Below are 15,540 nucleotides of genomic sequence, written 5' to 3' on the forward strand. Positions count from 1 at the left end.
AGATACATAATTAATAGCCGGAATTCTGAAGTAACTTTGCAAGTTGAACATCACGAAGTGGTATGGGTGCGATCGCCTTATCACTGGGATAGGGCAATTGTTTATACTGTGGATTTGTTACATCAGTTCTATTTACGCCTTGCTTCCACCTCATGAGATCAAACATTCTAAACCCTTCAAAAGAAAGTTCTTTTCTTCGTTCCTTATAAATGGAATCCAAAAGCGCAGCTCCACTTGCATTTGAAACTTTGGCATTTAAATCAGCTCTTTTTCTGATAGCATCCAGAAAGAATCGGGCGCTATCAACATAATTATCTCCCATTTTTGCATATGATTCCGCTAAAATGAGGCACATTTCAGATGATCTTAGTAGTGTAGGTGTATAGCCAATGGAAGCATAAGCGGTGGAAGGAACAGGTACAACACCTTGTGGATATTTTGTTACTGTCCATCCAGTGGCACTTTTTGTCACCCATGCTCGACGTACGTCTGTAGGGCTTTCAAAATACAATGATGCAATATCTGAAGTAGCCTGCAAGAAAATACTTCCTCGTAAATAGTAAGAACTGAAAATTATAAGTGATTTATCGCTTTGCGAAAGTTGAAACAATGCCTCTGTTTCTTGTGGTGTAAAAAGGGCCGCTGGATAGTTCTGAGTCATTATGGGTTTTAGCTGCAAAACTTCTTTTGCATACTGCCTTGCTTGTCCATAATCTCCTTTAGCTAGTAAAACTCGTGCTAACAACCCCTTGGCAGCATTCCTATTAATCATATATGTGCTGCCACTTGCAGGAGGAAGCAATAAAACTGATCTTTTCAGATCATTAATCATAAAATCAAAAACTTCTGCAACCGTATTCCTTCTTGTTGGCAGTGCCCTAAAATCAATAGAGTTATTAATCGCTACACCTACGTGGGAGGCATCCCCCGTAAAGGAATAGGCTTGCGAAAAATAGTTTAGCAAATATGAATATGCCATTGCCCTAAGAGCCAGTGCTTGCCCTTCAATTAAGTTGGCGTTATCTTCATTCTCCTGCCTGTATTTCGCCACTTTTTCAATCACAAAGTTGCATCCTGCTACAATAGAGTATAGTGCATAGGAATCACTGTTAAGATTTTTTGTTGCGCCAAAAGGCTCATCAGCATATTGAGACCAAGTATAATGTAAGCCAAATGGTGCTTGCTCAGCAGAAACTCCTGCTGCCGGCTTGATATTATCAGCTACTATCTCCGGGTAAAGAACTGAAGTTCCTCCAAACTCACGTGCAGACGTTAGGTAAACTCCATTTAAAAATTCATTTAGTGTTGAAAGATCTTTAACATAATCATCCCTGATAATAGTCTCGTTTGTTGGGAAATTCAAAAAGTCTTTCCCACAAGAAAACAATAAAGTACTCAAGACGATAAGAAGAATATTTTTATAAACTTTTCTGTTCATAATAGTAACATTTAGAAATTAGACTGCAAACCAATGCTAAAACCTTTTGAATTAGGGTACGGGCTCGATATGCCTCCTATTGCATTAACATTGTCGGGATCCTGATCTTTGATCGGACTCCAAATTGCTAAATTGCTTCCTTGAATAAAAATCTTGAACATGCTAAAACCCGCTCTAGAAAGATATTTAGATGGTAAACTGTAAGTGAATGTTACATTACTCAGCTTAATGTATCCACCATCAATCAAATACCTCGTTGATGCTCTGTTCCCGCCATCTGTATTACTAAGTACACGTCTTGGGTTGTCAGATACGTCTCCCGGTTTTTTCCAATATTGCTGTGCCGCGGCTGATTGATTAATAAATGCAGATGCACCGTCATTCATCATAATCATTAACTTTTCATAAAGTACTTTGTTCCCATATTGATAGTATAACTGAATATTGAGATCAAAGTTTTTATACCCTATCGAACTTATTACAGAGCCAAATCCATCCGGCTGTGGTTTTCCTACAACCTTTTTCATTGCACTATTATATACAGTTGTTGCCTTTCCAGAAGAATCGATCCATTGAGGCTTTCCATTATCGGGATTAACACCAGCCCATTCAACTAAATAAAAAGAATTATAATTTCTACCAACCTCATTAACCAAATTACCAGTTTGCAATGCAACAAACGGAACATACGCTTTAACTAGCTTATTAATATTTCTACTCCAATTTGCACTTAAACTCCATCTTATATTCGGTCGTGAAATAATGTTTGCAGACGCAGACACCTCTATGCCACGGTTCCTTAAATCTCCTATATTGTCATTAACCGTCCTATACCCGCTTACTGAAGGCAAATCAATCTGATAAATCAAGTTTTTTGTAGACTTATTATATACATCAATATTCAGCAGAATTTTATCATGAAAAAATCTCGTATCTAAACCTGCATTCCAGGAAAATGTTCTTTCCCACTTGATATCAGAATTTCCAGGAAATGTAGTCATTATAACAGCAGTTCGATCTGCATATAATCCCTGAGATAAAACATCAAACTTTGTAGATGGATTAACAGCACCGGAGTTACCAGAAACCCCAACGCTTCCTCTCAATTTTAAATATGTGAAAAAGGAACTTTTGTTAAGAAATGGTTCTTCTGAAACGATCCAGCTTGCACCTGAAGACCAAAATGTCCCCCACAATTCCCTGCTCCCAAATCTGGAAGAGCCGTCACGTCGAATACTAGTTGAAATGAAATATTTTTTCTTATACCCATAGTTGATCTGCCCAAACCAAGAAAGTAAAGTTTGTCTTGTAGATCTTCCTGAGAGAGAACTTACAACATACCCTGGGCTTGAAATCTGATCGTAAGTAGGTAGTGCCGTTGAATCTGCCTTAACTTCTCCTGCTAAACTCTTGTCTGATATTATCTGTGCCTCCTGCCCTAATAAAAAATCAATATTGTGTTTGTTAGTAATAGGTATTTTGGCATTAAGGATATTGTTTGCTATAATATTGGCTCGACGTACATCACTTTCAATTATAGAACCTACATTTGATGTTCCGACTCTAAACCTCGGATCGCTCTTCTCTTTAAACTCGGATAACATAAAGTCTATTCCCACACTAGACTTAAAGGAGAAATATTTTAAAAAGGAGGCTTCTCCATAAAGTTTGCTAATTCCTCTATAAGAGATTGCCTTAGTAACATCGTACTCTAGTTTCGCTGCCGGATTGGTTGTAATAGGGGTAACGGGTCCTCCCCAGCCATATGAAAATGCATACTTACCATTATTTAATTTAACAGGATTTAATGGGGATAACGTTGATATTAAACCATAAGTACTCTCTGTTTCCGTCAAATTTGTTACATTCTGAACATTATATGAAAAGGTGGTATTTGTTCCGATAGTCAACCAATTAAAAGGCCTGTTCTCCATATTGATCCTAAAGGACTTTCTATCAAATCCTGTGTTTTTAACAATCCCATCTTGTTTCGTGTACTCTACATTCAAATAGTAGATAGTTTTGTCATTCCCTCCAGATAAAGAAATTTCGTTTGAGAAAGTTTTAGCTCCTTTTTCAAATATAGCATCAGTCCATGCAGGGTCAGGATAGAAGCTAGTATCACTACCCAAAACCCGGTAAGGAAATTTATTAAATAAATCCTTTCTGATGGCAGCATCTGTCCATAACGTTGGATTTGTATTTCTATATGTTTCATACAATAACGCCAGGTATTCTGCTTGACTAGGTATACTTCTGGTCATTCTTTTGGGGAGGTAAGAAACATCCATTTGCGATCTCAAACTCAATGTGGTCCTCCCCGTCTTTCCTCTCTTTGTTGTTACAAGAATTACTCCGTTGCTTGCCTTGGAGCCATAAAGAGAAATCGCAGCGGCATCTCGCAGAACGCTTATCGACTCTATATCCGAAGGGTTTATTTGTGCCAATGGATTTGTGACCGGAGTTCCTCCCGCCTTTTGAACTCTTTGAAAGTTGTCTTGACTTACAGGAATTCCATCAATTACAATTAAAGGGTTTCTAGCATTAATATTTGTAAAGGGATCTACTCCTGAGGAAACCCCCCTTTGCACCATGCTACTCACCCCACCCCCAGGTTGCCCTGTTCCATTAGTTATCTGCAAACCTGGAACTAGTCCTTGTAAACTTTTATCGAACGAGCGGTTAGGCAAGTTTTGAATTTGTTCACCCTTTACAACGGTAACAGCTCCCGTATTCGACCGCTGGGTTGTTGTTCCATAGGCTACCACTACCTCGCTCAGCCTATTCTCCCCCCGCTGTAATTTCACATTCAACTCCCGTTGCCCTTGAAGCTTCACCTCCTCCCCCTCATACCCCGTATAACTCACCCAAAGCTTCGCATTGGCAAAAACCCCCGCAAGGCGAAACCTTCCTTCACCATCCGTCATCGTCGCTTTATTAGTGCCCCTAACAAGAACTGTAGCCCCAGGTAGTTTCTCCCCGGTTACATCCGAAACAGTCCCTGCAATATCAATAATCGCAACATCATTAGTCGGAGCAGTGATAGGAGTAACAGAAGAAACCACCTTCTCATGCACAATCAAAACCACAGACTTCGGACTCGTCCGCTGCAACTCATACTTCCTCCCGTAGAAAATCTGCTGCATCACTTCATCTAAAGACGCATTCTTAACACTCACATCCACCTTCTGCTCATCATCCACCAACCGGTTACTATAAACAAACTTAATTCCTGTTTGCGAAGTGATCTTTTTGAAAACTGTTTTCAGCGGAACTGCTTTTTCGAACAGCGTAATTTTTTCTCCATCCTGGCTATCATTAGCAAACAGAATGGTACATAAGAATAAAGGGATAATTAGCAGGAGAACCCTGCGCATACAGGCAGTAAAAGTCAGTCTCATGATCGGCAGTTTGATGTTTTCATAATTTAAATTCTATGCACCAAAGACACGATACCTGGAAAATTCTACCACTCTGCAACACCTATTTCATGTTAGGAAATTGTTAAGCAAAAAAGCCTTAGATCAGCCACCATAGCAATTAACAACCCCTTAACAATAACAACTGTATATCTACGTGTATACATCAGAGATAGTAATAACAACAGTATAAATCTTCAGTATCATTCACATTGAGTTAACAAATCAAGTCTTTCAGCTAAATTGAACATAGCAGTTCAATCCATGTTTAAACACGAATTAGCTTTGCCCATACATAAAAAAATAAGTACTGTTAAAGTGGAGCGATATATGCAGCGAAAGTAGGAAGTCTTTTAAACCAACTTCTATCAAAGATTGGACTTAACGGAAATGTAACACTCCGTCTTTATAATAATAGTCAGCCTCTGTTGTAGCTTTTATCTCATGTAAAAATTCACTGATCGGACGTTTACGATCTATATACCCCGTAAACCTGCTCTGAGCCGTAGATGCATCATCCAACACAACCTCCACCCCATACCAACGCGGCAACACTTTCACGATCTCCGCTAGACTCGCATTGTTAAACATATGCAAGCCTTCCATCCAACTCAATACCTCTTCACGCTCAAACTTGTTTGTAATCAAACTGCCATCATAAACAGCCTGTTCTCCTGGCTTCAACAAAATTGTTTGTGACTGCATTTTTACCTGTACAGATCCCTGAACAAGCGCTACAGCAGTACGCTCATAAGTATTTACATTAAACGCTGTACCAAGCACTGTTACGTCTCCTGAAGGCAAGTGAACAATAAAAGGTTTAGCAGCATCTTTAGCCACCTTTATATAAGCCTCCCCTTCAATCGCGATCTCGCGGGTATTACCTGTAAACTGAAATGGAAAACGAAGCCTGGTCATAGAGTTCAACCATATCTCTGTTCCATCGGACAACTCAATCTTGTAGTCAGAGCCTGCAGGAGCCCAGAGCTCATTCATCTCTCCGGAACCAGGACCTCCGGTGTAACTAAGACTACGATCTACATTACTAACCGTAGCCCCATTAGGGATAGCAATATTTTTTTGGGGTGAACGCAGATCAATCACCTCTCCATTCGCCAAAGTCAAATGGGCAGCGCTATGATCAAATGTCTGGGTATGTTTGGATGGGTAAAAAGTATATACTGAAATAACAGCCACAACACATGCTGCAGCGGCTACAGCAATTGCTCTGTAAACTGGCCGGCGACGGGAAATCGTCCGGGAGGCTACACCCTTCCAGGCTGCCTGGCGGTTAACGCTCTCGTAGGCATGGGCCATAGAAGCATGATAAGTGCTCCTTTCCTCCCATATCTTTCTTACTGCTTCATCATTCTGAATGAGATCATGCAAGTACTTTTTCTCTGAAGCACTGGTCTGACCAGCTAATTCCAACGAAATAAGATCCTGAATATCCGAATAATTGTTATCAGTCATAACTTATAGACCCGATTTGCTCCTTAATCTACTACTTACCACCCTCGAGATTTTTTCGCAAAAGCTTCATTGCACGAACAAGCTGATTACGGACCGTGTTAGGACTCAAGGCCAATTCATAAGCCGCCTCCTTCTGCTTCTTCTGGTTAAAGTACACCATCTGCACTACTTTCAACGTCTGCGGAGGCAACATCTTCAACCCTTTTGCCAGCTCCAGCCACATAGGAGGAGGGGCCTCCAGGGAAGACGATGGCTCTATCCCGGACTCCCGCTGGCAATATGCATAGGCGTCCAGGTTAGTCTGCAAACGCTTTTGCGCCTCCAGCTTATCCAAACATTTGTTCCGCAAAGTCTTGAATAAATATCCACGCAGCGCCGCGTCGTTGATCATTTTTTCAAACTGGCTATTCTCCCAGAACGCTACAAACACCTCCTGCACAACATCTTCTGCATCATTAGGCTCCTTGCAGTATTGCAACGCCGTAATGAGTAACGCATCAAAGTACTTATCAAATAGATCTTTGAAAGCACCTTTATCACCTTGCCTCAATCGTTGAAGAATAAGTGAGTCGTCCATAATAAAGAATCGGTTAGCTAGTAAAATAACTTAAAGTCTCAGCCTTGATATGGTTAACAAGTATGGAGGGGACTAACCTCATGGAGAAAAACTACAGCAATAGTAAACCATCGCATCCTCGAAAAATAAATATTAAAGCTTAGCAGGTTCCTATCGGCCGGCAATATACTTCAGATATTTTTAGATTTCTTAAAATAAAGAGGAGAAAGATTTACAAGAAATTCTGCATGCAATTACAGTATAAGCTATGACAGAATTGTTAATGGAATAATAACTTTTTGTTAATAGATTGATATGGTTGCTCTCAAACGCTACTCCTAATATAACACAAAAGTGGAGGATACTAAAATTTAAAAAATTATTTTCCCGCTGCACCAATCTGCAAGTAGTAACTCATACTTTTCTACTACTCCGGCAAACTCATCTTCGGCACTGTCAAACTCCAACAGGCACAAGTTCAAAATAACATTCTCCTTCACGATACCATAATATTGATAGTTTTCTGAACGGATCACAAAACTATCTGCTACGCCTTCCACCCAACCCTTTTCCACACCATTTACAAACTGAAAAAATTCATCAAAGGGAATGTTTAAAACAGCTCCCTCTATCTCCTCTCTCTCATAAATGGTATCATATCCCAGCAATCCGGCATCTCCCTCCATAGCTTCCAACATACCTTCAATAATGGCTGTTTTTTCCTGGATCAACTCCAGTTGGGCTACAGGAAGGAACTCTAATTGCCGCCAGTCTTCAGGAGGAATGTTAAAAACAAAGTTGCCAGGCGGGGCTTCCATGAACACGGAAGGAGGAAAACTTTTAGTAGGTACCATAAATTTCTCCTGTACAAAAACATCCGCCTCTGCTACATGCAGGGTTACTTTCTTCACCCCCTCTAACACAAACGGATTTGCTTTCACGATCCGCCATGAACGGTCACCCATATCAAGGATCGTAGGTCTGTTAAATACCTCGGGGAGTTGTTCACGGCCCATTTTGTATTCACCTACCTTATTACCGTTCACCGCATGAATAAGGGTCACCAATATTTTCTTGGGAAACAAACCAACTATGCCTTCATAGACCGCTAAGATTTTCATACCCAAAAATTACACTACACCCCTGCTATATTACAGCAGTTATAACTCTCGTGATTGAAATGCATTTTAGCCTGTCCGGCGATAGCAGAATGAAGATCGCGGAGCGTGATCATAATATCCTGCCTGGTTCTAATGGATACATGGAAACAGGTAAACAAGATTAAAAAAAGGAACTACGGAACCCGCCAGATTGAACGGCCTTAATGAATTCAAACTGAAAAAGGGATTTAAAGAACGCTTCGGGAATACAGTTTTTTGGATATTTATATGCACTAAGGATGGAAGAAGTTAAATGCCGGATAGTAGCAGAATATTGCGGTTATCAATACGTATCTCATTTCACCACGGCGTTCAGAAAGAAACACAGCATCACACCTCCAAAGCTCAGACCTTAACAACCCGATACCCCTCCAACTCAGCCTTCAAACTCTGTATCACCAAATGCATAGGCTTAGCCGTATTCATAGTACGGCTGATCAGGATCCCCCCCTGCACCGATGCGTACATCTTTGTAGCAAATTCCTCCGCATTAAGCCTGTCAGACAACTCCCCTGCATCAATCCCATCCTGCAATATCTGCGTAAAAGCTTTAAAGCCGCTCTCGTACAATGCTTTCAGCTTTTTCCTGATCACAGGATTAGTATCATCTGATTCCACGGAAAGGTTAACAACAGGGCAGCCTCCCTGTAGTAAAGTATTCAACGGATTCCGCTGTACTTCCAGGTAAGCATATATTTTTTCAACAGCCCCCTTGTGTTTGGAAAACACCGCCTCCCTCCTGGCCCTGATCTTAGCCAGCATATAATCCACACTGGCATAAGCCAGGTCTTCCTTACTTTCAAAATGACCATACAGGCAGCCCTTGGCAACATCTGCCGCTTTCAGCACATCATCTATGGATGTACCCGCAATCCCCTTCTCATTGAAGATAACAGCCGCCTTTTCAATGATGGATTGCCTGGTTTGTTCTGCTTTGCTCATAATAGTGCAAATATAGATCAAATAAAATAAACCAAATAGTCTATTTTATAGCAAAATATATAATTCATTATCAATCACTTAAAGCGAAATCAAAAAATATATTTGGATAAAATAAACCAAATAGTCTATTTTTGCCCTCTCAACACACACACATGAAACTCATTAAAGACAATCACCAGGGGATCAGCACCTTTTTATCATTCGCACTGCTCCCGCTATCCGGCTTCGCTACCGATATCTACATTCCGGCATTGCCTTCCATGGCAAGTGATCTGTCTGTTACCAATTCTGCGGTGCAGCTCTCTCTCATATTATTCATGGTCAGCTATGGCATTAGCCAATGGTTCGTAGGAAGCCTGCTGGATAGCTACGGCCGTTTCAGGCTCGGCACTTCCGCACTTTTGATCTTCGCACTGTCCAGCTTCATCATCGCTGCTACGCACAATATCTATCTCATATACGCCATGCGTATCTTACAGGGTACTACAGTGGCCATGATCGTAGTGGGCAAGAGGGCCTATTTCGTGGATGTCTATTCCGGCGACAAGCTGAAACATTATGTAAGCCTGTTCTCTATCATCTGGGCCACAGCACCTATCGTCGCCCCATTCATTGGCGGATATCTGCAGACTGTTTTTGGCTGGTCTTCCAACTTCTACTTCCTCGGCATCTTTGCAGTGATAATACTGGTATTCGAACTAATCTACAGCGGGGAATCACTCAAACAATTCCAGCCATTTAAAACAAAAGCCATTCTGCAGGTTTACCGTACTACCCTCACAACAGTTGACTTTGTATTAGGACTGGTGATCATTGCCATCAGTTACGCCATGCTGGTAGTATATGGTATGACAAGCCCCTTCATCATAGAGCACGTCTTCCATCTTTCTCCTGTGGTAACCGGTTATTGTTCGCTGCTTTCTGGTGTATTCCTGATGCTCGGCGGGATCACTTCCAAAATGCTGATCAAAAAGCCATTTAACAGAAAGCTGGGTGTAGCTATCGCTTTACAAGCCGTTGCAGCTGTTTTTATGATAGCCACATCAACATTAGTGAGCAATCTCTACACGCTCATGGCATTCACATTGATCATTCACTACTTTGGTGGTTTCGTTTTCAATAACGTTTTTGCCTTTTGCCTGGGACGTTTCACTAAGAACGCAGGTATAGCAAGTGGTGTTACCGGAGGTTCTATGTATATAATAACCTCCATTTTAAGCTACGGTATAGTAAATGTGATACCTATTCAGAGCCAGGCTTTATTAGGGGTTGCATACCTTTCCTTTTCAATAGTCTTAATAGGTGTATTTACCTTATTTGTGAGAGCAAGGGCAAAAGAAGCGTTACAACAAAGTTTGGCGCAAGCTGCATAAATAAAAAAGGGCTGAATGTTACTCATTCAGCCCTTTAACTTTAAGTATCTTTCACTACTTCGCTCCGAACAACTCCACCAGCTTCTTCTCCAGCGGGCTATTCCCTCCAGGCTCAAACCCTACTTCCTTCATCAGGATCTTTCCTTTGGGATCGATCAGGAAAGTAGTAGGTACACCGGTTACGGCAAATCCGCTTTGCGAAATATTCTTGGTATCCAGGCTCTGCAACCAGGGAAGGTCTTGTTCTTTCAAGCCCTTCAGCCATGCCGCCTTATCCTTGTCGATGGAGATGCTGTAGATCTCAAACTTATCGCTCTTGTATTTGGCGTATACTTCCTTCATGTGAGGGAAGGATTGTTTACAGGGTCCGCACCAGCTGGCCCAGAAATCGATCATTACATATTTACCTTTCAGAGAACTGAAGCTGAACAATTTCTCGTCCGGCGTAGTTAACGCAAAGTCTTTTACCGTGCTGCCGATAGCGGAGCTCTTCAGGCCGTTCAGGTAATCTGCAACGTTCTTCGCTTCTTCCGTTTGTTTTGTTTTTGCGGAGAGCAGTTTGTACAGCTTCTCCATATCCGCTGTTTTCAGCGAGGAACGCCCCATGCTCAATGCCAGTGCAGATGCATAAGAATCAGGGTGCGTTGAAATGAAGCTGTTCAATAGCCCGGCCATTTCCACAGCTGTCAGCTTTTCTCTTTCCTCACCGATCTCTGTGGCTTTCGGGTTCTTCCTGTCGTACCAGGTAGAGCCGAACTTTGCTGTGATCTGGTCATTTACTTTTTTATACACTTCCGCTTGCTGCTGGCGCAGTTCGTTGTATTCCGATGCGGATTTCAGGCCGGATACTTTAAAGCTGCCCATACCCTTGGTGATGTCTCCGTCAGAAAGGATCACCTCTCCGGGCTGCTCCACCAATACCGGGAAAGGGGTGTACATACGTTTTACGTACCTGTCATACTCAGTGTAAAATAGCGGAAGGAAAGGTTTTTCGAATGGTACTTTGAATTCAAAGTTACCATCCACCATCACAGCAGAATCGTTCTTTACGTTATTACCGTAGATGTATATTTTGTTGTATCCCTTCGTATCTCCGGAAAACTTTCCTTTGATCACCACCTCCTGTGCAAATGCAAAGGATGGCAGCAGCAACAATGCAAATAATTTCTTCATTGTATAAAATTGTTTTAGTGTAACTCCTTAGCCAAACGTTCTTCCAGTTCTTTTCCGCGCATGTTAGCGGCAATGATCTTACCATTAGGGTCTATCAGCCAGTTCTGTGGAACGGCGCGTACATTATACAACTGTGCTACCACATTCTTCCAGCCTTGCAGGTCACTTACATGCAACCAGGGTAAACCGTCATCCGCAATGGCTTTGATCCATGCATCTTTTTTATCATCCAGGGAAACGGCGAGGATCTCAAAGTTTTTGCCTTTGAATTTATCATATGCCAGTTTCACATTAGGGTTCTCTGCGCGGCAGGGACCACACCAGCTGGCCCAGAAATCGATCAGTACATATTTACCTTTCAGGGACGCCAGGGAAACCGGCACACCTTCTGTATTGTTCTGTGCAAAATCAGGAGCTGTAGCACCGATAGCTGTAGTGTAGGCAATTTTCAGTCTTTCTTCAAACTCTTTACCATCTTTGGTATTGCGCAAGGCAGCATTCAGTTTTTTATACGATTCCTCTGTTTCCTTTGGATTGCTGATAATGCTTTTGCCAGTCACCACGTTAAAGCTTACCCAGCTATTGGGGTGTGATAACACAAAGGCATTATCAACCGGCCCATTCTCTTTCATGGTAGCAATGAGTTTCGCATACAGGTTTTTATACGCTTCGCCCTCTCTGTCTGTTGCATATTGTTTCATCTCATCGCTGATGGCGGTGAGCTTATCAACTACAGGTTTGCGGGCTTTCTGCAATACGGCATAATCGTCCTGTGCGGCAGAGCCTTTGATGGTGGATTCCTTAATGGTTTTGCCGTTAAGGGTAATGTTGCCTTTGTCGAGATAAAAAGAGCAACCATCACGACCGATGATCTCTCCTCCATATCCCATACCGAAATTCATGCGGGGGTTAGCACTGGATTTCACAACGGTGATCACTGCCTGTATCGGCTTATTGATCTTACCGGAAAAGCTGAAAGCGCCTGCTTTCAGCTCAGCAGTATCCGTTACTCTCTTTCCATCGAAAGCGTACATTAATATCACCTTGGCGGGTTCCCCCAGGTCATCTATTTTTCCATTCAGCGTAAAAGCCTCCTGGGCGTGCAGCATGGTGGAAAACATTCCCGCAGCTGCTAGCAATACTATTTTCTTCATGATGTATGGTTTTACTGATTTTTAGCATTCATTCTTCCAGGGCAACGTGCCATTACTGCACGCATACGGGCCACCTGGTCCGCAGTGATAGAATTGAGCAATGTCGGATACCGGCTGTCGTCCATCGCATTGTCCGCCACATATTTCTCATTGTCCAGGCCCACTTTTAACGCAAAGGAATAACTGTTGCGTTTATCCTGTCCATCGAACTTACGGGTATCGTAACAGAGATCGGAGTAAAGGCGGGAGGCAGAATAGGATGGTGTATACAATCCATAGAATGTACCTATGAACCGGAACAGTTCTATCTTCCGTTCAATACCCGGGAACAGCATGGTACGCGGTAATCCCACGCAGGCATTGGCATAATCCAGGATAAAATCATCGTCATTTACTGCAGTACCTGTCACTCCCAGGATGGCCTGCTGACCGGGTTGCGGTGCCAGCTGTTTAGCAGGATAAACGGTACCCATACTATTGTTGGCGCCGGAAGGTATTACCTGTACGTTCAGGTATTGCTTCGGGTTCCAGATCATAGTGGCTTTATTCGTATTGATAAAAGCAATAAAATCCGATACGTTAAAAATAGTGGCTAATGGGTTCACTTTCACATTGTCGCTATATATAATTCTGTTAAAACCGGGTTCGGGTAAGGTTTGCCCTGCCTGGTTCTTTGTGGCCAGGCGGAATTCAATATTTGCCTTAGCCCCGTTGGGGCTTTTACCTACCTGGTTATTGATAACGCTGTTCATATAAGCGATGCCCTCCTTCAATTGCTCCAGCTTCACTGGCTGATAAGAGGATACATCATAGCTGGAATGTGTAGTGTTCAGCTCCCATACATGGAAGATCACATCTACATATACTTTGGCCGGATCGGCTGGTTTGGCCCTTAATGCTACAGGTTTGGTGGCTGACTTCGTTCCTCCTATCTCTGCATGGAATTTCACGGTATCGAAAGGAATAGTAGTGGTAGAATAGCTCAGGCCTACTTCTCTACCGGACCTTTCCTCTATTATTTTTAAAGAACCGGATGGTAACTTACGATAGTCGATAAATTCCAGGGAATCTTTACCGGAGGGCAGGCGTACCGTGCGATAGGCTTCTACGATAAAATTCAGCGTTGCCTGCCCGTCTGCGATCATCATCTTATCAGTGGCAGAGAGGTAGATGGAATCCACATCGTCTATTGTTGGCTCGTATAATTTGTAGGCGAATCCATCTTTTTCACAACCGGCCTGTGCCAGTGCCAATAAGCAGATGAGCCCTATTAATAGCTTGTTCATGAAATTGCATTTAATGATTAATATTCAATGGCTACCCAACCTTCATTTGGTATAAGGTCCTTATTCTCCTGCACTTCCGTTAACGGGATGGGTAACGCATAGCGGTAATCGTTAGGCGCTACTGTTAAATCATAATTCTTATTAAGGAAGAAGAGTTTGCGGGTGATGGTTTTCTTACCGAAACGTTTCAGGTCCAGCCAGCGTTTATCGTTGTCACCAAAGAACTCTTTCCTGCGCTCATCTATGATCTCCTGTAATAAGGCATCCCCAGCAAGGCCATCTGCTGTTCCTGCATTCCTGAATGCTTTGAATTTATTCAGCGTAGCGATGGCTTCTCCGGAATTATTTAACCGGAACTGCGCTTCTGCCAGCATCAGGAATGCTTCTTCCGGTTTAAAGAAACAGGCATTACCGCGTTTGAGTGAACCGTTGGCAGTTCCGTCGGAAGGCCAGCCCCAGTTCAATGTTTTCCCCGCTGTGCCCACCTTTCCGCCTGCGCGGGTAGGGTCTGCATTGAAGATGGCACCGATACGGACATCCCCCGGTTTGAAGAGCGCTGCAAATTCTGTGCTCAGTGGAATATTTTCCGGGCCATAAGTACCCGGAATGAGATACTGGAAATTAGAACCATATATTACACCAAAGGCGCCCTGCAGGTTATTCTCCTGGCACAAGGCAGGATAATTAGGATCTTTAGCGCCATAGGCATTGATCATCCCTGTTACAGTAGTAGGGATAAAGGCTTCCGTATTTTCCACCGCAATAGCTGCATGTGCTTTTACCTGCTCGTAATCAGATGTTTCCTTTGCAGGAGATTCTGCTTTGAACCAGTATACCTGGGCCATCAGGTGATGGATGTAACGGCTATTATAAAAGACGTTGAAACCTGTAACCGGCCCTGTTCTTTTGATCATGGTCTCTGCCATCTTCAAATCATCCAGGATGATCTTGTAGACTTCTGCCTGTGTTCTCCTCGGCATATCAATTCCCAATACGCCCTCTCCCGTATGCAGGTAAACAGGAATACCCAGTTCGCCTTTATGATAAGGTGCAAAATACTCCAGCAGTTTAAAGAGGTAATAAGCACGATGTACATACATTTCACCTAACAATTGATCCTGCTGCTGCGGAGTGGCTTCAATCTCCTCCATCTGATCAATGAGGCTGTTCAGGAAACCAACTATTGAATAATGCTGGTTCCAGATCACGCCGGGTGTATTAAAATCGTTCCACAGCAACAGGTCTGCATACCCCTGTTCTACCTTGAGGTGGTTATTATTAGGTTTCAGGTAAGTTTGTGGTACAGCGAGTTCAAAATCGATATTATCTGAATATGCTTCAAACATCAGTGTACCGGCAGCTGGCGCCAGGCACATCACGTTGCCGTATAAAGGTTTTACACGCAGTTCAGCCACTCCCTTCAGATAAGATGCCAGCAATGTTTTCATATCGTCTACCGTGGTAACGGTACGCTGATTTTTTGCGGGAAGGTCCAGGAACTGCTTGCAGCCCCACGAAGTGGTTAATGCTGCTATTAAAAAGAATAGGATGATGTTATGCCTCATA

11 protein-coding genes are annotated in these 15,540 nt (G+C 42.6%); 1 reads left to right on the forward strand and 10 read right to left on the reverse strand.

What is annotated here, in order from left to right; translation table 11 throughout:
* Window positions 1-10: 10 nt before the first annotated feature.
* The 6 genes from BUR42_RS19180 to BUR42_RS19205 form a co-directional block, all read right to left on the reverse strand.
* Window positions 11-1,438 (reverse strand): RagB/SusD family nutrient uptake outer membrane protein, encoded by a 1,428-nt coding sequence (locus tag BUR42_RS19180; protein WP_074241051.1) that lies wholly within the window; start codon window positions 1,436-1,438, stop codon window positions 11-13.
* An 11-nt stretch (window positions 1,439-1,449) separates the two neighbouring features.
* The gene (locus BUR42_RS19185) at window positions 1,450-4,839 is read right to left on the reverse strand and encodes a SusC/RagA family TonB-linked outer membrane protein (RefSeq protein WP_084185706.1); all 3,390 of its coding nucleotides are present in this window, start codon (window positions 4,837-4,839) and stop codon (window positions 1,450-1,452) included.
* Between the two features lie 399 nt (window positions 4,840-5,238).
* Entirely contained in the window at window positions 5,239-6,330 is a 1,092-nt protein-coding gene (locus BUR42_RS19190) for a FecR family protein (protein ID WP_074241055.1), read from the reverse strand.
* 31 nt (window positions 6,331-6,361) lie between these two features.
* Window positions 6,362-6,907, reverse strand: coding sequence for an RNA polymerase sigma factor (locus BUR42_RS19195; protein ID WP_074241057.1), 546 nt, complete (start codon window positions 6,905-6,907; stop codon window positions 6,362-6,364).
* Window positions 6,908-7,257: 350 nt separating this feature from the next.
* Window positions 7,258-8,007: a hypothetical protein gene (locus tag BUR42_RS19200; protein WP_074241059.1), complete on the reverse strand. Its 750-nt coding sequence runs from the start codon at window positions 8,005-8,007 to the stop codon at window positions 7,258-7,260.
* 384 nt (window positions 8,008-8,391) lie between these two features.
* Entirely contained in the window at window positions 8,392-8,988 is a 597-nt protein-coding gene (locus tag BUR42_RS19205; RefSeq protein WP_074241061.1) for a TetR/AcrR family transcriptional regulator, read from the reverse strand.
* 152 nt (window positions 8,989-9,140) lie between these two features.
* Here BUR42_RS19205 and BUR42_RS19210 point away from each other — a divergent pair, with 152 nt between their 5' ends.
* Complete coding sequence (locus BUR42_RS19210; RefSeq protein ID WP_074241063.1) at window positions 9,141-10,361, forward strand: MFS transporter; 1,221 nt, start codon at window positions 9,141-9,143, stop codon at window positions 10,359-10,361.
* A 54-nt stretch (window positions 10,362-10,415) separates the two neighbouring features.
* On the opposite strand, the gene BUR42_RS19215 is transcribed toward BUR42_RS19210, so the two are convergent.
* From BUR42_RS19215 to BUR42_RS19230, 4 genes are read right to left on the reverse strand one after another with little or no spacing between them, the layout of a single operon-like run.
* Entirely contained in the window at window positions 10,416-11,534 is a 1,119-nt protein-coding gene (locus tag BUR42_RS19215) for a TlpA family protein disulfide reductase (protein ID WP_074241065.1), read from the reverse strand.
* A 14-nt stretch (window positions 11,535-11,548) separates the two neighbouring features.
* Window positions 11,549-12,688 carry a TlpA disulfide reductase family protein gene (locus BUR42_RS19220; RefSeq protein WP_074241067.1) on the reverse strand — a complete coding sequence of 380 codons (1,140 nt, stop codon included), beginning with the start codon at window positions 12,686-12,688 and terminating at the stop codon, window positions 11,549-11,551.
* An 11-nt stretch (window positions 12,689-12,699) separates the two neighbouring features.
* Window positions 12,700-13,974, reverse strand: a complete 1,275-nt coding sequence (locus BUR42_RS19225; protein ID WP_143197520.1) for a hypothetical protein — start codon at window positions 13,972-13,974, stop codon at window positions 12,700-12,702.
* Window positions 13,975-13,991: 17 nt separating this feature from the next.
* Window positions 13,992-15,539 carry a RagB/SusD family nutrient uptake outer membrane protein gene (locus tag BUR42_RS19230; RefSeq protein ID WP_074241071.1) on the reverse strand — a complete coding sequence of 516 codons (1,548 nt, stop codon included), beginning with the start codon at window positions 15,537-15,539 and terminating at the stop codon, window positions 13,992-13,994.
* Between the last annotated feature and the right edge of the window lies 1 nt (window position 15,540).

Source organism: Chitinophaga niabensis (assembly GCF_900129465.1).
Lineage (GTDB): Bacteria > Bacteroidota > Bacteroidia > Chitinophagales > Chitinophagaceae > Chitinophaga > Chitinophaga niabensis.

Bases quoted from the DNA above. Each gene is read 5' to 3' on its own strand.
- BUR42_RS19180 (WP_074241051.1), bottom strand. From the start codon at position 1,438: ATGAACAGAAAAGTTTATAAAAATATTCTTCTTATCGTCTTGAGTACT.
- BUR42_RS19185 (WP_084185706.1), bottom strand. From the start codon at position 4,839: ATGAGACTGACTTTTACTGCCTGTATGCGCAGGGTTCTCCTGCTAATT.
- BUR42_RS19190 (WP_074241055.1), bottom strand. From the start codon at position 6,330: ATGACTGATAACAATTATTCGGATATTCAGGATCTTATTTCGTTGGAA.
- BUR42_RS19195 (WP_074241057.1), bottom strand. From the start codon at position 6,907: ATGGACGACTCACTTATTCTTCAACGATTGAGGCAAGGTGATAAAGGT.
- BUR42_RS19200 (WP_074241059.1), bottom strand. From the start codon at position 8,007: ATGAAAATCTTAGCGGTCTATGAAGGCATAGTTGGTTTGTTTCCCAAG.
- BUR42_RS19205 (WP_074241061.1), bottom strand. From the start codon at position 8,988: ATGAGCAAAGCAGAACAAACCAGGCAATCCATCATTGAAAAGGCGGCT.
- BUR42_RS19210 (WP_074241063.1), top strand. From the start codon at position 9,141: ATGAAACTCATTAAAGACAATCACCAGGGGATCAGCACCTTTTTATCA.
- BUR42_RS19215 (WP_074241065.1), bottom strand. From the start codon at position 11,534: ATGAAGAAATTATTTGCATTGTTGCTGCTGCCATCCTTTGCATTTGCA.
- BUR42_RS19220 (WP_074241067.1), bottom strand. From the start codon at position 12,688: ATGAAGAAAATAGTATTGCTAGCAGCTGCGGGAATGTTTTCCACCATG.
- BUR42_RS19225 (WP_143197520.1), bottom strand. From the start codon at position 13,974: ATGAACAAGCTATTAATAGGGCTCATCTGCTTATTGGCACTGGCACAG.
- BUR42_RS19230 (WP_074241071.1), bottom strand. From the start codon at position 15,539: ATGAGGCATAACATCATCCTATTCTTTTTAATAGCAGCATTAACCACT.